The organism is Arthrobacter sp. StoSoilA2 (assembly GCF_019977195.1).
In the GTDB taxonomy this organism is placed as follows: domain Bacteria; phylum Actinomycetota; class Actinomycetes; order Actinomycetales; family Micrococcaceae; genus Arthrobacter.
This window is the reverse complement of sequence record NZ_AP024643.1, coordinates 3,098,366-3,117,890: the sequence shown is the minus strand read 5'-3', so window position 1 is coordinate 3,117,890 and position 19,525 is coordinate 3,098,366. Positions and strand designations below refer to the sequence as shown.

15 protein-coding genes are annotated in these 19,525 nt (G+C 62.0%); 11 read left to right on the top strand and 4 right to left on the bottom strand.

Annotation, left to right across the window (positions count from 1 at the left end; all coding sequences use genetic code 11):
* Positions 1 to 63: 63 nt before the first annotated feature.
* The 3 genes from LDN82_RS14140 (at position 64) to LDN82_RS14130 (ending at position 5,750) form a co-directional block, all read left to right on the top strand.
* Positions 64 to 1,239 carry an exonuclease SbcCD subunit D gene (locus tag LDN82_RS14140; protein ID WP_224164646.1) on the top strand — a complete coding sequence of 392 codons (1,176 nt, stop codon included), beginning with the start codon at positions 64 to 66 and terminating at the stop codon, positions 1,237 to 1,239.
* Positions 1,236 to 4,244: an SMC family ATPase gene (locus LDN82_RS14135; protein ID WP_224164645.1), complete on the top strand. Its 3,009-nt coding sequence runs from the start codon at positions 1,236 to 1,238 to the stop codon at positions 4,242 to 4,244. The genes LDN82_RS14140 and LDN82_RS14135 overlap by 4 nt, the downstream gene beginning before the upstream one ends.
* Positions 4,245 to 4,331: 87 nt before the next feature.
* Positions 4,332 to 5,750, top strand: a complete 1,419-nt coding sequence (locus LDN82_RS14130) for an MFS transporter (protein WP_224164644.1) — start codon at positions 4,332 to 4,334, stop codon at positions 5,748 to 5,750.
* Here the strand turns inward: LDN82_RS14130 and LDN82_RS14125 are convergent.
* Positions 5,741 to 6,352: a TetR/AcrR family transcriptional regulator gene (locus LDN82_RS14125; protein WP_224164643.1), complete on the bottom strand. Its 612-nt coding sequence runs from the start codon at positions 6,350 to 6,352 to the stop codon at positions 5,741 to 5,743. The genes LDN82_RS14130 and LDN82_RS14125 overlap by 10 nt on opposite strands.
* Before the next feature lie 236 nt (positions 6,353 to 6,588).
* Between LDN82_RS14125 and LDN82_RS14120 the strand changes: the two genes are divergently transcribed.
* From LDN82_RS14120 to LDN82_RS14095, 6 genes are read left to right on the top strand one after another with little or no spacing between them, the layout of a single operon-like run.
* Entirely contained in the window at positions 6,589 to 8,292 is a 1,704-nt protein-coding gene (locus tag LDN82_RS14120) for an amidohydrolase (protein ID WP_224164642.1), read from the top strand.
* A 47-nt stretch (positions 8,293 to 8,339) separates the two neighbouring features.
* Entirely contained in the window at positions 8,340 to 9,332 is a 993-nt protein-coding gene (locus tag LDN82_RS14115) for an ABC transporter substrate-binding protein (RefSeq protein WP_224164641.1), read from the top strand.
* Between the two features lie 27 nt (positions 9,333 to 9,359).
* Positions 9,360 to 10,133, top strand: a complete 774-nt coding sequence (locus LDN82_RS14110; protein ID WP_224090898.1) for an ABC transporter permease subunit — start codon at positions 9,360 to 9,362, stop codon at positions 10,131 to 10,133.
* Positions 10,134 to 10,147: 14 nt separating this feature from the next.
* Complete coding sequence (locus tag LDN82_RS14105) at positions 10,148 to 10,912, top strand: ABC transporter permease (RefSeq protein WP_224164640.1); 765 nt, start codon at positions 10,148 to 10,150, stop codon at positions 10,910 to 10,912.
* The gene (locus LDN82_RS14100; protein ID WP_224164639.1) at positions 10,909 to 11,763 is read left to right on the top strand and encodes an ABC transporter ATP-binding protein; all 855 of its coding nucleotides are present in this window, start codon (positions 10,909 to 10,911) and stop codon (positions 11,761 to 11,763) included. Before LDN82_RS14105 ends, LDN82_RS14100 begins: the two co-directional genes overlap by 4 nt.
* Positions 11,760 to 13,370 (top strand): sulfatase-like hydrolase/transferase, encoded by a 1,611-nt coding sequence (locus tag LDN82_RS14095; protein WP_224164638.1) that lies wholly within the window; start codon positions 11,760 to 11,762, stop codon positions 13,368 to 13,370. Before LDN82_RS14100 ends, LDN82_RS14095 begins: the two co-directional genes overlap by 4 nt.
* 22 nt (positions 13,371 to 13,392) lie before the next feature.
* Here LDN82_RS14095 and LDN82_RS14090 read toward each other — a convergent pair whose 3' ends face one another.
* Positions 13,393 to 14,361, bottom strand: coding sequence for a helix-turn-helix domain-containing protein (locus LDN82_RS14090; protein WP_224164637.1), 969 nt, complete (start codon positions 14,359 to 14,361; stop codon positions 13,393 to 13,395).
* Between the two features lie 238 nt (positions 14,362 to 14,599).
* On the opposite strand from LDN82_RS14090, the gene LDN82_RS14085 reads away from it, so the two are divergent.
* Positions 14,600 to 16,075 carry an APC family permease gene (locus tag LDN82_RS14085; protein ID WP_224164636.1) on the top strand — a complete coding sequence of 492 codons (1,476 nt, stop codon included), beginning with the start codon at positions 14,600 to 14,602 and terminating at the stop codon, positions 16,073 to 16,075.
* A 135-nt stretch (positions 16,076 to 16,210) separates the two neighbouring features.
* Here LDN82_RS14085 and LDN82_RS14080 read toward each other — a convergent pair whose 3' ends face one another.
* Both LDN82_RS14080 and LDN82_RS14075 read right to left on the bottom strand, forming a co-directional pair.
* Entirely contained in the window at positions 16,211 to 17,005 is a 795-nt protein-coding gene (locus LDN82_RS14080; protein WP_224164635.1) for a MoaF C-terminal domain-containing protein, read from the bottom strand.
* A gap of 143 nt (positions 17,006 to 17,148) precedes the next feature.
* Entirely contained in the window at positions 17,149 to 17,895 is a 747-nt protein-coding gene (locus LDN82_RS14075; protein WP_224164634.1) for an IclR family transcriptional regulator, read from the bottom strand.
* Between the two features lie 247 nt (positions 17,896 to 18,142).
* Between LDN82_RS14075 and LDN82_RS14070 the strand changes: the two genes are divergently transcribed.
* A complete protein-coding gene (locus tag LDN82_RS14070) occupies positions 18,143 to 19,477 on the top strand; it encodes an MFS transporter (RefSeq protein ID WP_224090888.1) in 1,335 nt (444 codons plus the stop codon).
* The last annotated feature ends 48 nt before the right edge of the window (positions 19,478 to 19,525 follow it).

The following is a 19,525-nucleotide window of genomic DNA, read 5'->3' as shown; positions in this document are numbered from 1 at the left end:
CAGGATCGACGCCGGACGGCCTGTCTGCGCTTTTTTGTCGGTGCCCACAGTTAGCTTGAAAATATGCGGTTACTCCATACCTCCGATTGGCATCTCGGCCGGTCATTCCACGGCGTTGGCATGCTTGAAGCCCAGCGCGGTTTTGTGGACCAGCTCGTGTCCTTCGTGGAAGCGAAGTCTGTAGACGTTGTCCTCATTGCGGGTGACGTCTATGACCGCGCCCTGCCTGGACTGGATGTCGTCAAACTTCTCGACGACGCCTTGGTGCGCATTACCCAAGCCGGGGCCACCGTAGTGCTCGCCAGTGGCAACCACGATTCCGCCATTCGGCTCGGATTCGCGTCACGCTTGCTTGAACGCGGCGGCGTCCATCTCAGGACAAGGGTCGAGGACCTGGATGTTCCCGTGCTTGTTCCCTTCGGAAAAGATGGGGAGAGCAGCGCGACACTTGCTGTTTATGGGATTCCCTATTTGGAACCGCGGCTCGTCGCGGAGCGGCTGGAGGTGGAGACCGCGAGTCATTTCGAGGTCACCCGTGAAGCAACCGAGCGGATTCGGCGCGACCTCCAGGACCGCCGTGCATCGGGCGCAGTGCATCCGGTGGTCCTTGCACACACTTTTGCCAGCGGAGGTATCACGTCGGACAGTGAACGGGACTTGAGCATCGGAGGGCTGGGCGCCGTGCCGTTGGATCTCTTCCAGGACTTTGCGTACGCGGCTCTCGGCCACCTGCACGGCAGGCAGGAACTGGCCCCGAATGTCCGCTACTCCGGCTCCCCACTGGCGTATTCGTTCTCCGAAGCCAAACATTGCAAGGGCGCGTGGTTGGTGGACATCGATGCCGATGGAAGCGTTGCTGTCCAGGAAGTACTTTGGGAAGCTGCCAAGAGCCTGGCCGTGTTGAGAGGCAGGCTGAACGATCTCCTTGAATCAAGCGAGCACTCCTGGGCCGAAGCTGCCTATTGCCAAATCACGCTCACGGATGCCGAACGGCCCGTCCAGGCAATGGAGCAGCTCCGAACCCGCTTCCCTGACACCTTGGTCCTGTCCTTTGACCCCGAGGGTGCCGGGGCCAAAGAAAAAGCCAGCTACAGCAGCAGGCTGGCAGCAGCCCAGGACGACCTCGAGGTCTGCTGCGGATTCCTGGAACACGTTCGGGAACGCAGTCCCGGATCTGCGGAAGAAGCTGCCCTGCGCGCCGCCCTCGAGGCCGTGCGGCTGGAGGAGGCTGAACTGTGAGAATCCATCGACTCGAAATTGAGGCTTTCGGGCCTTTTGCGACTTCGCAACATATTGATTTCGACCAACTCAGTGCCCAGGGTTTGTTTCTGCTCAACGGCGCCACCGGGGCCGGCAAGACCAGCATCCTGGACGCCATCTGTTTCGCCCTATATGGTTCCGTTCCGGGTGCACGCCAGGAAGGTAAGCGCCTTCGCAGCGATCATGCAGCGCCGGGTGCTGAACCGCGTGTCGTGTGCGAATTCTCCGCGCGCCGCAGGCGTTTCGAAGTCAGCCGTTCCCCGGCATGGGAACGCCCCAGCGCGCGGGGCCGGAACGGCTTCACCACCCAACAAGCCAAGACCCTGCTGCGGGAGTGGGTTTCCGGAGTCTGGGAGGAAAAATCCTCGCGGAATGACGAAGTCGGCGCCGAGCTTTCCGAGCTTTTGGGTATGGACCGGGACCAGTTCACGCGCGTTGTGATGCTTCCCCAAGGTGACTTTGCGGCTTTCCTGCGCTCCAAAGCCAACGATCGGCTCGAGCTCCTCCAGAAGCTCTTTGGGACGCAGCGCTTTGAGTCCGTGGAGAAGCACATTGCGCGGCAGGCGGCCGAAGCTTCGCGCGCCGTGCAGGACAATGCGGCCGAACTGAAGATGCTGCTTGACAGGGCAGCCGCAGAACGGGAACAGCTTGGCCTTCCTGATGCGCCGGCAAATGTGGAGACGGCTGTCGAGGCGCCAGAGGCATGGTTCGCGGCCTTGGAGATGGAGCTGCTGGAAGAAGCTGGGCGACGTAAAGACGAGGCCACTGCGGCTGATGCACGGGCCGTACGGCTTGCGGAACAACTTCAGGAGGACCAGGAGAAGGCCCAACGGCATGCCAGGCTCGCTGCTGGAATGCAGCGGCGTGTTCTGCATGAATTAGCTGCAGCGCGGGCACTGGAGAACAAGGAAAAGCTGGGAGGACATCGTCGTGCGGCCGTCCTTGGGGGACAACTGGACGCTGTGGAGGCCACGGAACGTAAGTTCCGTTCGGCCTTGGAGGAGAGGGACAGCTCCCGGGAGCAGCTTGAATCCAAAGGTTTGGATGCTGCACATCCTGTTGCTGCGCTTGAGACAGTAAAGACCACCCTTGCCGTCCTCGAAGCCCGGCTTCCAGATGAACGGCGCATGGAAGAGGTGGCCACGCGGCTCGCAGCCAAGCGAAAAGAACACTCAAGCCACCTGGCGGCCGCCCAGGCAGCAGCAGAGTCCCTGCAACACCTTCGAGCCGAGGAAGCGGCGGTGAAGACGGGGATGGAAGCACTGGAACCCTCGGCTGCACGGATCGAAGACCTGGAACGGGAGGCGGCCGCTGCGGCCGAACTGGTGTCGGTTGTGTCCCGTCATGAAGCTGCCGCCGCCGGGTTGCAGGACGTCACTGAGCGCCACGCCCGTGCCCGCAACAAAACGCAGGACCTCAGGCAAGCATGGCTTGACATGAGGGAGGCGCGCTTGGCCAATGCGGCCGGTGAACTCGCGGCAGCCCTTGTGCCTGGACAGCCTTGCGCCGTTTGTGGCAGCAACGAGCATCCGAATCCCGCGGCCGCAGCTCGTTCTGCACTTTCCATCGCCCAGGAAGAGGAAGAAGCCAGCAAAGTATTTGAAGCCAGCGAGAGAGCTCTGGGACGCATCGCGGAGGAGGTATCAAGAGCCGCGCAGCTGCTGGCGGGCCTGGCTGCCCAGGGTGGCTCCGCAGATCCAGAGGAATCAGCCGCCCGCTTGGTCGCATCCGAAGCTGCGGCGACCGAAGCCCGAAAGGCCTCTGTCGCGTTGGAGAAGCTCCGCAAAGAGCATGAGGGTCTCATCAAACGCATGACCCTCCTGCAAGAGGAACATGCCGCTTCAACGAATGCCGCAGTGCAAGCAAGCTCTGCTGTCGAGTTACTCCAGGAACAGTACCTTGCGCTTGAAAACGAGCTGGCCGGCCTGGGACAGGGCTTCGCCAGCCTTCGTGAGAGGGCAGAAGCTCTCACCTCCCAGGGTTTGTTGCTTCAGGCTGCCGTAGATGCCGCGAACGAACTCGAACGTGCCGCAGCTGCGCGCCTGGAGGCGCTTGCTGCCTTGGAACGGGCACTGCCCGGGTCCGGTTTTTCATCGGTCGAGGATGTGCGTCGCCGGCTCATGCCACCGTCGGATGTTGTGGCATTGGAGAACGCACTCGCGGATTTCGAGGCCGAAGCTGCTCGGCTGGATGAGCTGTTTGCCGCCGAGGAACTCGTCATGGCAGCGAAGGAAGTCAGCATCGGCGAGCTTCCCCTGCCGGAGGACGAGCTCAGCGTCGCCAGGACTGGGGCTGCCCATGCCATGGACGCGGCAAAGGCACTTGCGCTTTCCGCGGGGCTCGCACATAAAGCAGTCCAGTCTGTGCAGAGGATCCGCGCCGAGTATCAAAAGCTGGCCGAGGCGGGGAGGGAACCGCGTGAGCATGCCATCTTGTTGGGTGGGCTTGCAGACACCCTTCGTGGCGCAGGGGATAACAGTTACCGCATGAGCTTGAACAGCTATGTCCTGGCTGCCCGGCTGGAGCAGGTGGCCATCGCAGCTTCGGAGAGGCTGGTTGCCATGAGCGATGGCCGCTACACGTTGCAACACACCGACGCCCGGGCGGCACGCAACCAGAAATCAGGTCTTGGACTGGAAGTGGTGGATGAATGGACGGGCCAGCGTCGTGACACATCCACGCTCTCAGGCGGAGAATCCTTCATGGCCTCCTTGTCATTGGCCCTGGGCCTGGCTGACGTTGTACAGCAGGAGGCCGGGGGAGTGGATATTGAGACGCTCTTCGTCGATGAAGGGTTCGGAAGCCTGGACGAGCAAGCGTTGGAACAGGTCATGGACGCCTTGGAGGGGCTGCGCGACGGCGGCAGGGTTGTCGGGCTGGTCAGCCATGTCGCAGAAATGAAGCAACGCATCAGCAGTCAACTGCACGTGATCAAGGGCAGGCATGGTTCCTCGGTGGTTGTTGCCGAAGAAGTGCCTGCCTGAGCCCGGATCCTATAGACTTGATCCGTTACACCGGGTTGCGCGCATCGGGAGGAGGGACGATGCGCAGACTTTAGCGAACCCGGAACAATGGAAAAATCTTCGTTGGCTTCCAAGCCACTGCCTTCACATCAGACCCCAACGCCGTCCACCAACCGGTCCCGCCTGCCCGGAAGGTTCGCGCGGCTGCCTGAACTCGCAGGGCCAGGGTTCCTGCCTCTCGGCCTCTTCGCAAGACTTCCGTTGGCAATGCTCACCGTGGGTACATTGACCTTGGTAACAGCGGTGAGTCATTCCTACGCAATTGGCGGCATGGCTGCCGGAGCAGTGGGTATCGGGTCAGCAGTGGGAGCTCCCGTCCTCGGGTCGTTGGCCGATCGTGCCGGCCAGCGCATCGTTTTGCTCGTTGCGGCAGTTGTTAACACTCTGGCCGTCCTCGGCCTTCTTGCCGCCGCCTATATGACCCCAACTTCTGCCTCCGTGCTGGACGCTGCGGGCGTGCTAGTGGCAGGTTTCCTGGCCGGGGCGAGCTGCCCGCAGGTCGGCCCCATGGCCCGTGTTCGCTGGATGGCGCTGACCACCCGGAACCTGTCATCGGTCCGCATGGCCACTGTTTCCACGAAGGATGCTCCTGCAGCAGGAGCGGGAGTGCCGGCGAACGGAGGCCGGAGCGTGGCGGCCAGCCGTGCCGATCTGGACACGGCACTTTCCTACGAGGGCACTGCTGACGAGATTACGTTCGTGCTCGGACCTGCCCTGGTTGGAATTCTGGCCAGCCTCATTGCTCCTTGGTTGCCTTTGGCGTTGGCAGCGCTCATGACCATCACCCTTGTACCCGCCTTCGCCGTCCACCCCAGCCAAAATGCCGTGGTGCCGGCACCCCGTAAGGCTGCTGCCGCCGTCGTGGGTAATTCCCGTGAACGTGCAGCAAAGCGAGGGGGTCGCCGGGCGGGCGCGGTTGTGGCTGTGCCGGTTGTGGCAATGGTGTGCATGGGCACGTTTTTTGGTGCTACGCAGAACGCCCTGAGCGCCTTTTCTGCCCAGTACGCTACGGCGGAAATTGCCGGCCTCCTGTACTCCGTCATGGGCTTGAGCTCAGCCGTGGCGGCGCTGTCCGTTGCGTTCTGGCCGCAGCGTTTCAGCCTTGCCGCCCGTTGGGTAGCAGCTGCCTTGGCGATGTCCTTGTTCGCACTGTTGTTGCTGGTTCCTGCAGGCATTTGGCCCATGGTGTTCGTGCTGCTTTTGCTGGGCATCCCGGTGGGACCAGTCATGGTCACGGTGTTCAGCATCGGTGGCGTGGTTGCCCCGGCCGGCCGGATGGCCACGGTGATGACGGCCCTTGCCAGTGGGATCGTGGCCGGTACCGCGCTTGGTTCCTACCTTGCCGGGCAGTTGGCGCAGGCGCAGGGGCCTGGTGCAGCCTTCGTCGTGTCCATGGCTGCCGCAGCGGGCTTGTTCGTGCTTGGAGTTCTGACTTACCTGGTCATGAAGCGTCAGCCTCAGTCGTAGTCCAGTGCTCCGGCGAGGGAGCGGGCCATTAGCTCCACCAGGCGCATTGACCGTTCTTCGTCGGGGTCGGCCAGATGCTGCATGCTGATGCCGTCTATACCGGAGATGAAGAGGCGGGTGACGTCCTCAAGATTGTGGGGGACTGGCTCGCCGGCGGCATCTGCCGCGCCCCGGAACAGTTCCAGGGTTGAACTGACCCAGCCGTCGTACATGGAGCGGTTCATCAGCAGGGCCTGTGGCTGGTCATCGGCCTCGACGCGGAATCGCCGGAGCAAAAGCTCGAAGGTGGTCACCTGCTCATGCGGATTCTCCAGCATGCGCGTCCAGATTCGCCGGGCGTGGGCTCCGATCATATGGCGCAGGCCCAATCCGGGATCAGCAACTGGTTCCAATGCCTTCGCATAATCGCGGCTGAGGAAGTTGTAGACCTCTTCCAGAAGCTCGTCCTTGCTACGGAAACAGTAGTGGAGTGCCGCAAGCGGCGCGTCGGCTTCACTGGCGATCCGGCGCGTTGTAGCCGAGGCGAGCCCATCCTGGGCAATGACCCGTGCCGCAGCCTCAACAAACTGCAGCCGCCTTGCTTCGGCGGGAACCCTGGCCATCCGCGCCCCTTCCTGTCCTTAGTCATATCCGTGATCAGGCACGCTGATCATCGGTCTCATCGATCCTAGGCGTTCTGCGCCCGGGCTGGCTCCTGGCAATGCCGTGGAGCCTTTGGAAAGACCCCTGAAAAGAATTTTACCGGAAAACCTAGTCAAATGACCCAGTCAGGCGACATACTTCTTTCTAGAACGTTGTTGCCTGCATCACATGGGATGCAGTGACCTGAGGAGAACCGATGCAAGAACTTGCCGATCTGGTGATCGTCAATGCCTCGGTCCACACGATGGACCCGGCAAAACCGGACCGGATGTCAGACGCCCTGGCCATCAGGGATGGACGCATTCTGGCACTCGGAAGCACAGACACTGCGAGGGCGGTTGGGCCCGGCACCGTGGTTGTGGATGCCGCCGGAGGCGCTCTCATTCCCGCAATCAATGACGCCCACCTGCATTTCGTTTCGGCGGCAATGGCCGCATTTGGATACGTGCGGCTGGATCCATCAATCGCACCGGATTGGGCGGCTGTGGTGGACATCATCAACAGGGCGCCAGCAGGGGAGGACGGCTGGGTTCGTGCGCATGGTTGGGACGAAGTGCTGCTCGGACCAGCAAGCGGACATTTGCTGGATTGCCGACCCGGTACACCAGTGGTTGCGTTCGACCGCACAGGCCATCAACTTCTCGCCAATAGTGAAGCGCTGCGTCGGGCGGGCATCACTGCTGTTACGGCAGACATCGACGGTGGCACAGTGGTGCGGGCCGGCGATGGCAGCCCAACTGGCCTTCTCCAGGACGGCGCCATGCAACTGGTTTCAAAGATGATGCCACCGGTGCCGAACGCGACGCTTCGCCCTGCGCTGCTGCAATTGCAGGAACAGTTGCACTCGCTGGGCATTACGTCGCTGACAGATCCGGGTTTGGGCCCTGCCAGTGCCGGACTGATGGACGGTGCGGGCTCGACGGCGGCACTTGAGTTACTAGGTGACCTCGCCGCGGATGGTGAACTGACACTAAGGATCAATGTCCTGATGCTGTTCGCGGGGACCGGGGGAGCCGATGCGAAGGCCATCGACGAGGGCCTGCGAAGCGGACTGGCCAACACTTACGTGAACCGGGGCATCGATCCGGAGCAGCTGCGGATTGCCGGCGTCAAGATATTCGCCGACGGCATTCCGCGCAGTGGTACCGCGTGGATGAGCGAACCATATGGAAACGCCTGCACGCATGGCCACCTGGTGATCCAAGGTGCCGATGACGCCCAAAGAGTTGCCGAACTCCACCGGATACTTCGGCTTATCAACGACGCGGGACTGCAGGCAGGACTCCATGCAACGGGCGACGCCGCCACATCCGCGGCCGTGGAAGCGATTGTGGCGGCGGCCGATGGAACCGCTGAAGCCGGCTCCAAAGTAGCAGGAAATCGCCACTACATCATCCATGGCGCCTTCACTGATACCGAAACCCTGGCCACCATGGCTTCCCATCACATCGGCTACAGCACCAACCCGCTGATCCGCGAGGAAGCCGGGGACATGATGCGCCAGGTACTGGGCGAGGAACGGTTCTCCCGCCACCAGCCTCTGCATTCTGCTCTGGAGGCCGGCGTGCACTTCAACCTGGCCTCCGACGCTCCCGTCACCAGTCCCGACTGGCGCCGGACTGTGGCGGCTGCTGTTCGTCGTGCCACCCGCTCCACGCCAAGCAACCCCGGCGATCCTGAACGGATCACCGGACTCCAAGCGCTCGCCGCCATGACCATAGGCGCAGCTTGGCAAGACCACGCAGAACATTTCAAAGGAGCACTGATACCCGGAATGGCCGCAGATCTTTGCCTGCTGTCAAACCCCTGGCCGGATGACGAGGAGATCGAGAAGCTCCTCGACGCCGAGGTCAGGCTCACCCTGAGCGGTGGCCGCATAGTCCACCAATCCAACAGCTAGAACAAAACCCCTCCGTTCCAACCATTTCGCGATTCAAGGAGCACCACATGCGACGCAGTTTTCCTTTGGCACTGGCCGCAGTCCTGTCCATGGCACTTGCTGCCTGCGGCGGCGGGTCAGGCCCGGCTTCCACCCCGGCCGCTGACGGGACCACCACACTGAAGGTGGGTACCATCGGTATCGGATCCGATGCCGCGATCCAGCTCGCCATCAACAAGGGCTACTTCAAGGAACAGGGTCTCAACGTCGAGACTTCCGTTATTGCCAACCCTCCCGCCGGTATTGCAGCTGCCCAGAGCGGCCAGATCGATCTCACCTATACACCCTCCATCCCGCTGCTGAATGCGCTGAGCCAGAACGTGCCACTGAAGATCATCGCTGCTGCTGATGGCTATAAAGACGGCGCAGGGAAATCCAGCGACCTCAACAGGGTCGATGACACAGGGCTCCTGGTCCAGCACGCATCATCGATCTCCCGGCCAAAAGACCTCGAAGGCAAGAGCGTCAGCGTCCCGGCCCGCAAGGCACAACTGGAAGTCACCGTCAGCAAGCTCGTCAAGGACGACGGCGGCGATCCCGCGAAGGTGAACTGGATGGTCCTGGATCCTTCATCGGCCCTTCAATCCCTGAACTCGGGACGCGTCGATGCAGCGTCGCTCGTTGCACCTTTCACGTCGAAGGCGATGTCCGAGGGCAACAGGCTGCTGGCATCGCCGGGCGTCGAATTCTTTGAACAGGGCGCAATCGGCCTCTGGGTTTCGGGTGCCAACACCGTGAAATCCAAGGAGAAGGCCTTGCAGGGTTTCAAGGCAGCTATCTATAAGGCCAATGCCTACGCCAATGGCCACATCGAAGAGGCACAGCAACTCAGCGCCGAGATCACCAAGACCCCGCTGGACGTCGTCAAATCAGGAGCTGTGAACTACTGGCCTGAGGACGTCCGCACGGAGGACATTGAAAGGGCCAACAAGAACCTTGCTGACCTCGGTTTCCTGAGTGCACCCGTGAAGCTGCCGGGCGATCTTGTCTTCGGAAAGTAGGCGCGAACCGAACATGGGAGGCTCATTATGAAAGGGTCCATCCGCCCATTGACCTTCAGTGCGTTGGGCATTGCGGCAGCGCTGGTCATCTGGCAGGTCCTTGCCGAGGCAAAGGTGGCAGGAAATGCCCTGCCGCCAGCCACCACTGTTTTCAGCACCCTGGCAACCATCCTGGGGACGGCTACGTTCTGGTCCTCGTTGGGAGCTACGATCGGGATCGCCCTGCTCGCGCTGGCTTTGTCTGCGGTGGCAGGCGTCATCCTGGGCCTGCTTGTCGGGACTTTTGAGACCGTCAGGTTCGCTACCTTGGCGGTGCTGGAGTTCCTGAAGCCCGTTCCGCCCATCGTCATTCTTCCCTTGGCGGTGCTGGTACTGGGCCCAACCGGGGAGATGTCCTTGTTCCTGGTGGTGTTCGGCTGCCTCCTCCCGATCGTCATGCAGACTGTCGACGGAGTCCAGAGCACGGATCCCGTTGCCAGGGACACTGCCCGCTCCTATGGCATGCGCGAGCCCGAAATCCTGGCCCGCGTGGTCCTGCCCAGCGCCATGCCTTACATCGGAACCGCCATGCGGGTTGCTGCCCCGGCCGCCTTGGTGGTCACTGTGGTAGCGGGTCTGCTCGGCGGTGGCCCGGGCCTGGGCCAAAGCATTTACCAAGCCCAGGCGGCCGGTGATTATGCCAGCCTCTACGGCCTGGTGATCGTCCTGGGCGTTCTGGGCCTCCTGTTCCAAGGTGCCACGCGGCTGGCCGAGCGCCGTGTCCTGCACTGGCATGAGTCCTACCGTGAAGTGGTGCCGTGATGAGAAACCCCACAATGAGAAATTGGTTGATCGGCGCCGGAGCGCCCGTGCTGTTGTTGGTGGCTTGGTGGTTCCTGTCCGAGAGCTCCCTTGACCCCTTCTTCCCGCCGTTGCGCACCATCGTTGGCCGGTTCCAGGAGCTCTGGCTCTTTGAGCACTTCCAGTCAGATGTGCTGCTGAGCCTGGGAAACCTGTTCCTGGGATTTGCCATCGCAGCCTTTGCGGGGATTGCCATCGGGTTCGTGACGGCTCTTGTTCCCCCGGTTCGCTGGATGGTGGATCCGTTGATCCACTTTCTTCGGGGAATACCGCCGGTTGCCCTGGTGCCGATCTTCATCTCCCTCATTGGATTCGGCACCCAGATGCGCGTGACCAGCATCGCGCTGGCGGCGCTGTTCCCAACGATGATCGCCACCGTGGACGGTATCCGTGGGGTGGGCAACGACCTCATGGATGTGGCGAGGGTCTATAGGCTGAACCGGAAGGAGCGCGTCCTGAACGTCCTGCTTCCCGCGGCCGCGCCGCAAATCTTCTCCGGCTTGCAGGTCAGCCTGCAGGTTGCCTTCATCGTGATGATCGCCAGCGAGATGCTGGGCAGTTCCCAAGGCATTGGAGCCATGACGCTGCTCGCGCAGCAGAGCTTCATGACAGCCGACATGTGGGCAGGGATCCTGCTCCTGGGCGTCATCGGATTCCTTGTCAATGTCCTCTTCAGCCTGCTCAGGCGCAAGGTCCTCTCCTGGTACATCGGCTCACGGCGCATGGCGCGTGCAGCATGAGCATCCGACAGGCCCCGAGCCTTTACACCCGAAACAGAAAGTCCGCCATGGCACAGCAACCAGAAACCCGCATCAACGCGACCACTCCACGGTTGGACGTGGCTCACCTGGCCAAGAGCTACGGGAGTGGCGAAAAATCCCATGTAGTCATCGAAGACCTCACTTTCACCGTGGATGCCGGCGAGGTTGTCTGCATCGTCGGTCCCTCCGGCGTCGGAAAGACGACCCTCCTGAAATGCCTGGCCGGGCTTCATCCGGCCAGCAGCGGACGGGCGGCCATCGATGGCCGCACCATCAGTGGCCCACCGCCGGAAATGGCGCTGGTTTTCCAGGACTACAACCGTTCACTCATGCCGTGGCTGACGGTCAGGAAGAACCTCGTTCTTCCTTTGCGGCACCTCAAGTTGCCTGCAGCGGAACTGAAAGAACGCTGCGACAGCGCACTAGCCGCCGTCGGGCTTTCCCACGCCGACAACCAATACCCGTGGCAGCTATCCGGCGGCATGCAGCAGCGTGTGGCGATTGCCCGTGCCCTCGCATACCGGCCGGAGATCCTTATCATGGACGAGCCCTTCGCATCGGTGGACGCACAGACACGCTTCGACCTCGAAGACCTGTGCCTGAAGATCAGGAAGGACTTCAACATGACCATTCTGGTGGTGACCCATGACATCGACGAGGCCGTCTATCTGGCAGACCGCGTTGTGGTCCTGGGCTCCAAGCCGGCCCGCGTCCTGAAGATCGTCGACGTCGACCTGCCGGCTCCGCGCGACCAGATCACCACGCGCTCGCTTCCGGAGTTCGCACGCCAGCGCACGGAAGTGCTGTCCCTCATCAAGAGGCCGGTATGACGCGGGAGCGCGGCATTACGGCCAAGGGCAGGCCCAACGTCCTGTTCTTCATCGCGGACCAATTGCGGGCCGACCACTTGGGCTTCGGTGGCAATCATGTCGTCCGGACGCCCAACCTTGATGCGCTCGCAGCCCGGAGCGTGGTATTCGAGAATGCGACGGTGGCGAACCCTACCTGCATGCCCAACAGGGCCAGCTTGATGACTGGCCGGTGGCCTTCGGCGCACGGGACGCGCTGCAATGGAATCACGTTGGATCCGTTGACGCAGACTGTTCCCGGATCCTTGGCAGCCGGCGGTTACCGCACTGTGGGAGTAGGAAAACTGCACCACCAAAACATGGGGTGGGAGTTTGAGCCGCACCAGGCCAAGGAGATCCGGAGTACCGATCCGATGCTCCTGGATCCAACAGTTGGTGACGCCCGCCGGCCCGGCTACGCTCCCGGTTGGGATCAGTGGGAGAACCGGGAGGCGCACGATAAACGCTTCATCGGGCTCCCTGCCGACTACTACGGCTACCAACACGTGGACCTCGTCATTGGTCATGGGGACCGGCCCGGAGGCCACTATGTGCATTGGGCCAGGGAACGCGGCGTCGACCCCGAAACGCTGGGAGGTGCAGGCAACTCCGCCCGCCGGTATGGCGGATGGGACCAGGTGTACCAGACAGCCATTCCCCCTGAAGTGCATCCCACCAGCTATGTGGGCGAGAAGGCAATCGAGCATCTGAAGGACGCGGCGGGCCAGGACCAGCCCTTCTTCATGTTTGTCTCCTTCCCTGATCCCCACCACCCCTTTTCACCCCCGGCAGGCTACTCGGACCTCTACGATCCTGGTGCGTTGCCCCTGCCGCTGGGATTCGACCAGGATCACTCGGCGTCTCCGGCGCATATCCAGGCAATGATGGAACACCGGGGCCATCCGAACCCGGACCCCACCATGACCTGGGCAGCAACGGAGGAACAATACAGGCATGCGGCGGCGGCACAATACGGCCTGATCACCATGATGGACGAGCACATCGGCCGAATCCTGGATGAGCTTGATCGCCAAGGCCTGGCCGAGGACACCATCATCGTTTTCACCAGTGACCACGGAGACTTGTTCGGGGACCACGGCCTCATGCTCAAGCACTTTGTCCACTACCGTGCGGTGACGAATGTTCCCTTGATCGTGCACGTTCCGGGCACCCCGGCGGCCCGCACCCAGGCCCTCGTTTCCAGTGCCGACCTGGCACCAACCTTGCTCGAGCTCACCGGTTCGACGCCCTACCGGGGTATCCAGGGCCGCTCCCTGGTTCCTCTGCTGCAAGGATCTGCGCAGAGGCACCGTGATGCTTTGCTGGTGGAGGAAGAGCAGCCATTCGGACTCGATGGACTCCCCGGGCCGGTGAGGATGCGGACGGTCATCACAGCAGAGGGCAGGCTGACGCTTTACTTCGGTACCGACGTCGCCGAACTGTACGATCACCTCACAGACCCCGGCGAACTGCTCAACCGGGCCGGTGATCCTGCCTTCGCCGGGTTGGAGGGGCGCCTGCTGCGGGCAATGCTGAACGAGATGGCTGCCGTGGCAGATGAAGGCACAGCTCCGACGGCGGCAGCCTAGTCATTTGCCCGGCATGCCACCGTTAGTGGCTGTTGCGGTAGCCGGTGGGGGAGTTGCCGAACGCAGCTCGGAAGATCCGGCTGAAGTGGGCTGCGTCAGTGAATCCCCACCGCGCCGCAATGGCCGTGACCGGTCGGTCTGCCAGGACAGGGTCCAGGAGGTCGCGCCTGCAGCGTTCGAGCCTGCGCTGCCGGATGGATGAGGCCACGGTGGTGCCGATCTCCTGGAAAAGATCGTGCAAGTGCCGGGTGGAGATGTAGTGGGCGGCGGCTATGGTTCCCGGGGAAAGTTCGGGGTCACCCAGATTGGCCTCGATGTAGTCGTGGATCCGTCCCAGAAGGAGGAGGTGGGGATCGCGGCCGGTCTCGATGAGCTGGTCCAGTTCGCCGTTGAACAGGGTAGTGACGAGATCCAGTGCATTGTGGACCAGGCGGAGGCCATTGGCCCCTGAAAGGGCTTCGAGGTTATCGGCAAGCCTGACGAGGAAGGGGCTGATGAGCTCGCCGAGGCCTTCATTCCCGGGTATCCGGAGGGCGGTTACGTGGCCCATGGCTTCGGCCGGCAAGTCAAGGAGGACGTGCGGGAACATCAGCACCAAAGTGCGGAAGTCGTCGTCGAACGTTAGTTGATAAGGGCGGGAGGTGTCATAGATGGCGAGGTCCCCGGGACCGAGCACGGCTTCGCGTTCGTCCTGAACCAGGCGGCCAGAGCCGGAGAGTTGGATGCTGAGCTTGAAGAACCGTCCGGTGGACTTGGCGATCAGCTCAGGCGTTCGCAGGACCGTATGGGGACCAGCCGTAACTTCGACCACGGAAATTTGCCCCAGGACCCTGGCCCGCATGGTCCCGTGGAAGTGGTTGTCTTTGGGATGTTCAGGGCCTTTGGCCAGCAATGGCACGAAGGATGCTGAGATGGCCTGGCTCCATTCCTGGAATGAATCCGCCACCACCGTGTGCACGGTTGCGGGGCCGGTCTCAGCCGCGACGGTCATCAAATTCCCTTTCAATGCCCGCCGTACCTGATGGCGCCGGTACTGAATGCCACCAGCGCGGACGTGAGCTTGCCCACGATTCTACACCGGGGGACTTTACGAGGGCTGTGCTTGCGTGCACTGACAAACACCTTGCCGTGTGAGACAAGTCACGCGGCGCCTTGGCGGAGGAAGATTGCGGAATGACCGACACCGTGCCGCGCAATCTCCGTCCGGCACCGAGGCAGGAGCACAACCAATGAGCGTGGATAACCCCGTTAAGCGCAAGATCGCCGGGCCCGCAGACACCAAGAGGCGTCTGGGCGTCCCGGCCGTGACCTTCATGATTATTGCGGCCTCCGCGCCGCTGACCGTCCTTGCGGGCGGGGTGACCACCACCTTCGCTGTCACCGGGGTGACAGGAGTCCCGCTTTCGTTCCTGATCCTCGGCGGGATCCTGGCACTGTTCGCAGTAGGGTACGCGGCCATGAGCCGTTATGTCACCAACGCCGGCGCCTTCTACGCCTACATTGCCCAAGGCATTTCAAGGCCGGCCGGTGTGGGAGCCTCGCTGGTCGCCTTGATGGCCTACAACCTTATGCAGGTAGGCATCTATGGGCTCTTTGGCTTCACCGTCTCCTCACTGCTCTCGGCAAGGCTGGGCATCAGCGTTCCCTGGTGGATCCCAGTGCTGGTCTGCATCGCAATTGTCGGCTGGCTGGGAGTCAACCGGGTGGATCTCTCGGCAAAGGTGCTGGGTGTCCTGGTGGCTCTGGAATTCCTGGTGGTCATCGCCTATGACGTCATCAGCCTTGCCGTGGCACCTGAAGGAGTGTCTGCAGGATCGTTCAGCCCCGAAAGCCTGTTCGTCCCCGGCATCGGCGCAGTCCTTTCCTTCGGAATCGCCGCCTTCATGGGCTTTGAATCGGCGGCCATCTATGGCGAAGAGTCAAAAGATCCCCAGCGCACCGTTGCCCGTGCTACCTTCGCAGCGGTTGCCATCATCGCCCTCTTCTATGCCGCCTCCGCTTGGGCAATGACCGTCGGTGCAGGCCAATCCGCAGTCATTGAAACAGCCACCAACAGTGGCCCGGACATGATCTTCGCCTTCCTGGGCACCAACGGAGGCGTGCTGTTGAGTGATATCGCGCAGATCCTGTTCGTGACCAGCCTTTTCGCCGCCTTGGTCAGCTTCCACAACGCAGTGGCGCGATACTTCTTCTCGCTGGGCCGGGAGCGCGTCATCCCACCGTTCTTCGCAGCAGTCCGCACAGAGAGTGGCGCACCCTTTGCGGGGTCGCTGGCGCAAACGGTGATTGCCGTCGTCGTGACTGTTGCCTTCGCCATCGCGGGATCAGGTTCTGAACTTGGCGAACTGTATCCCGTGCTGACCATGTTCACCTGGCTGACAAACAGCGGTGCCATGGGGCTGGTCCTGCTCATGACCGTGGTGTCCGCCGCAGTGATTGGCTTCTTCCGCCGGAACCGGCATGGTGCCAGCCTGTGGGTGCGGGTTGTTGCGCCAGGCCTTGGCTTTGTTTTCCTGGCGGTAGTGTTTGTGCTCATCCTTGCCAACTTCAACGTCCTTCTCGGCCAGACGGAATCGACGGCGGCAACATTCGTCCTGCCGCTGGTAGTGCTGCTGCCGGGCCTGGTGGGAATTGCGTGGGGGCTGCGCCTGCGGCGCTCGCAGCCCGGGCTCTATGCCCGGATCGGCCACGGCTCCGAAGACTGAGACTCTTCCGAAGGCTGAGACTGTTCCGTACGCGGAAGCACCGCACGAAAGAAAGCCCCGGCGGGTGACCAGTTCAACCTGGTGCCGGGGCTTTCTTTCGTGTCTTGTTGCTGTGATTGATTCAAACCGGGCCAGCTACACCGAAGGGTCAAGCTCCGGGCTGTGGTGGGTGATGCTGATCAACCGGCCGTGGGCGCCGAACGTGAAATGCACAGGCTTGGTGCCAGCCTCATCCCAGCCGAAAAGGCTGCCATGTGAGCGGATTGCTTTGGGGCTCCGATGATCGGCTATGGTCACGGAGCCGCACGGGATGACCTTTTCGCGCCAGGTAAAGACGAAAATTCCGGGCCGGATTTCGAAGACGGTATTGGAATCGGTGTCTGCGAGGCCCCGCTCCGGTCCGGCGAGGCACTGCCAGGTGTACCAGGTAGGGCTGAGGTAGATGTGTTCGTAGGCGTGGGCATCGCTGTACACCCATTCGACGCGCCGCCCGATCAGGGCTGTGCTCTCCGCGATGGCTGTTCCATTGGCGCTGAAACCCTCGAGGGTTCCAGCGCGGAAATCGTGCTGGACTGCCGTTGAGCCTGGGGATGCGTGTCCCAGAAGAGCGCCGACGTAGAGCGCGCGTCCGTTGGTGAGATCCAGGATCAAGGAAACGGCGAGGCCTTCCTCCACAGGACTGTGCCATTGGGCGTAGTAGAGCTCATCGGCTACGAGGAAGGCCTCATAGGAGGCCGTCCCGCTGTTTCCAGCCGCAGCCCATTGGACTTCTTCGTCATCAAAGCTGAACGTCATGGGCACGCCATCGCTGCGGGCGGCAAATTCCCGTCCCGCCAGGTCCTGGACGGTGGGGGCTTTGTTGGCATCGAAGCCGGGCGCCAAACCGTCCAGGGGCAGCCAGTTGGAGGTATCAAGAAGATTCAGGCTCATGGGTTCCTTCTCAGTGCTCGACGAAACGAAGGACAGGAAAATTCCTGTCCTTCTTCGAGTATTGGGTTCCCGCGGCTGTGGGTCTTGTGCTGTGGGGCAGGGCACTTGACCCAGAAGGAATGCCTGGCCTGCGGAGGAGGGGTTCAGGCCAACTGGCTCTCGATGCGCATGGCGCTGGCAGCCAACTCCTTACCCACGGCGTCGGCGTCCTGGTCGAGGCGGATGTAGACGACGGCGATTGCGGCCGGCCGTCCGCCCGGGACGTGGATGGGAGCGGCGATTGATGACAACCCGGCGATCACTTCATCGTGGCTGGTGGCGTAGCCGATGCGTCGGGCTTCGTGCGCCTCGGGGCGGTAGGGGATACCTGCTCCTACCTGACGCCAACGGTCCTCGGTCATGGTCGATTGGATGGCGATGCCGGGTGCGCCAATACCTATAGGGTGGCGGCTTCCGGGATGCTGGGCGAGTGCGGCGCCTGAATGCCGGGGTTCCACGGTGACCAGCGTGACGCATTCCTGGTGGTCCCAAACGGCCAGGAAAGCGGTCATGTGCAGGGTATTCGCCAGCTGGGTGAGCTCTGGAAGGGCAGCTGTTTGCAGGTTGCTGGAGACCCCACGTGCCAGGACGGCCAGTCCGGGGCCGGGCTGGACGCGGCCTGAATCGTCCCTGATCAACAGCGAGTGGTCTTCCAACGTCCGGAGGATGCGGTAGGCAACAGAACGGTGCACTCCCAGGGCTTCGGCGAGTTCAGCAATGCTAAGCGGGCGTTCGGCTTCGGCAAGGATCTCCAGTGCACGGATTCCCCGTGAGAGGGTTTGCGACGGCGGCGCCTGGGTTGCTGCTTCCTGCGGACTTTTGACGTCGCTGCGGGGACTCATGCAAACCATCCTATGTTGGCGGGTGACGGCATGCGGCGGTCAACTCTTGTGTTGCACACCTCATCAAGATATCGTTCCATATACGAATTGACTATTCAACTATAGAACAAGTGTGTTCTTGAGCAGCATTTTTCCCGTTGTGGCGGGATAAATGCTGTGCGCTGGGTCACGGTATGTAGTAGTCTTTCCTAACTGACCGTTCTGTCGGTTAATGCCAGCCATGCACCGACCAGTCACTCTCACCCCTGGAGTTCCAATGACCGCAACTTCCACTGTCGACTCTGCGTCGGGCCCAAGCAGTAAGCGCGAAGAGCGCCGGGTCCTGGCAGGGACTTTGGTCGGCACCACCATTGAGTGGTACGACTTCTTCATCTTTGCCCAGCTCACGGCAACGCTGTTGTCGCCGCTGTTCCTGACTCCCCTGGAAAAATCGAACCCCGGAGTGGCGCAAATTCTGTCCTTCGCCACCATCGGCATCAGCTTTCTCTTCCGGCCATTGGGGGCATTCGTTGCCGGACACCTCGGCGACAGGCTGGGACGCAAGGCAGTCCTGGTCATGACGCTTGTCATGATGGGGGCGGCGACGGCCCTGATCGGCGTGCTGCCCACCTACGGAACAATCGGGCTTTGGGCCCCGATTCTGCTGATCACCCTTCGGGTGGTCCAGGGCTTCTCGGCCGGTGGTGAGTGGGGCGGCGCCGCCCTGATGGCTGTAGAGCATGCTCCGATCAGCAAGCGCGGACTCTTCGGTGCTTACCCGCAGATCGGCGTGCCCATCGGCATGATCCTGGCAACCGGCCTCCTGTTCTTCCTGCAGTCGGGCATGTCAAAGGAAGACTTTGCAGCCTGGGGTTGGCGCGTGCCGTTCCTGCTTTCCGTGGTTCTGATCGTGGTGGGCTACCTCATTCGCCGCGCAGTCGGGGAAAGCCCGGTCTTCAAGGAAATCGCGCAGCGCAAGGCCGAAAGCAAAGCGCCCCTGAGCGAGCTGTTCCGGAATAACAAGAAGGAGGTCATCCTCGCGGCACTGATCTTCATCGCCAACAATGCCGCAGGCTACCTGTTGATCGCCTTCTTTATCTCCTACGCCACCAAGGCGCTGAAGATGCCGGCGCCCCAGGTCCTCCTGGCCACCACGGTTGCCTCCTTCGGGTGGCTCATCTTCACCATGGTGGGAGGCTGGCTTTCGGACAAGATTGGCCGCGTAAAGACGTTCCTGCTCGGTTACGGCCTGGTGTTCGCATGGATGATCCCCATGTTCGCTTTGATCGATTCCAAGGACATCCTGCTCTACGGAATAGCTTTGTTCGTCCTCACCATCGGGCTTGGCTTGTCCTATGGGCCAATGTCAGCGATGTACGCCGAGATGTTCCCTGCCCACGTCCGCTACTCAGGAATCTCCATCGGCTACGCCTTGGGCGCCATTCTCGGCGGGGCCTTCGCCCCTTTGATTGCCCAGGCTTTGTTGGACGCCACCAAGTGGTCCGGATCAGTGGGCCTGTACATCATGGGACTGTGCATCGTCTCAGCCGTGGGAGTGATTCTTGCCAAGGAAACCAAAGGCCGTCCCCTCGGCTTCAGTGTTCATCACTAGGCTCACAACAGATCCAGTCCAAGCAACAGATCCAATCCCAGCAACACA

What these genes read in the sequence shown, in the direction of transcription:
- LDN82_RS14140 (WP_224164646.1), top strand. Translation starts at nt 64, where the DNA reads ATGCGGTTACTCCATACCTCCGATTGGCATCTCGGCCGGTCATTCCAC.
- LDN82_RS14130 (WP_224164644.1), top strand. Translation starts at nt 4,332, where the DNA reads ATGGAAAAATCTTCGTTGGCTTCCAAGCCACTGCCTTCACATCAGACC.
- LDN82_RS14125 (WP_224164643.1), bottom strand. Translation starts at nt 6,352, where the DNA reads ATGGCCAGGGTTCCCGCCGAAGCAAGGCGGCTGCAGTTTGTTGAGGCT.
- LDN82_RS14120 (WP_224164642.1), top strand. Translation starts at nt 6,589, where the DNA reads ATGCAAGAACTTGCCGATCTGGTGATCGTCAATGCCTCGGTCCACACG.
- LDN82_RS14115 (WP_224164641.1), top strand. Translation starts at nt 8,340, where the DNA reads ATGCGACGCAGTTTTCCTTTGGCACTGGCCGCAGTCCTGTCCATGGCA.
- LDN82_RS14110 (WP_224090898.1), top strand. Translation starts at nt 9,360, where the DNA reads ATGAAAGGGTCCATCCGCCCATTGACCTTCAGTGCGTTGGGCATTGCG.
- LDN82_RS14105 (WP_224164640.1), top strand. Translation starts at nt 10,148, where the DNA reads ATGAGAAATTGGTTGATCGGCGCCGGAGCGCCCGTGCTGTTGTTGGTG.
- LDN82_RS14100 (WP_224164639.1), top strand. Translation starts at nt 10,909, where the DNA reads ATGAGCATCCGACAGGCCCCGAGCCTTTACACCCGAAACAGAAAGTCC.
- LDN82_RS14095 (WP_224164638.1), top strand. Translation starts at nt 11,760, where the DNA reads ATGACGCGGGAGCGCGGCATTACGGCCAAGGGCAGGCCCAACGTCCTG.
- LDN82_RS14090 (WP_224164637.1), bottom strand. Translation starts at nt 14,361, where the DNA reads ATGACCGTCGCGGCTGAGACCGGCCCCGCAACCGTGCACACGGTGGTG.
- LDN82_RS14085 (WP_224164636.1), top strand. Translation starts at nt 14,600, where the DNA reads ATGAGCGTGGATAACCCCGTTAAGCGCAAGATCGCCGGGCCCGCAGAC.
- LDN82_RS14080 (WP_224164635.1), bottom strand. Translation starts at nt 17,005, where the DNA reads ATGAGCCTGAATCTTCTTGATACCTCCAACTGGCTGCCCCTGGACGGT.
- LDN82_RS14075 (WP_224164634.1), bottom strand. Translation starts at nt 17,895, where the DNA reads ATGGTTTGCATGAGTCCCCGCAGCGACGTCAAAAGTCCGCAGGAAGCA.
- LDN82_RS14070 (WP_224090888.1), top strand. Translation starts at nt 18,143, where the DNA reads ATGACCGCAACTTCCACTGTCGACTCTGCGTCGGGCCCAAGCAGTAAG.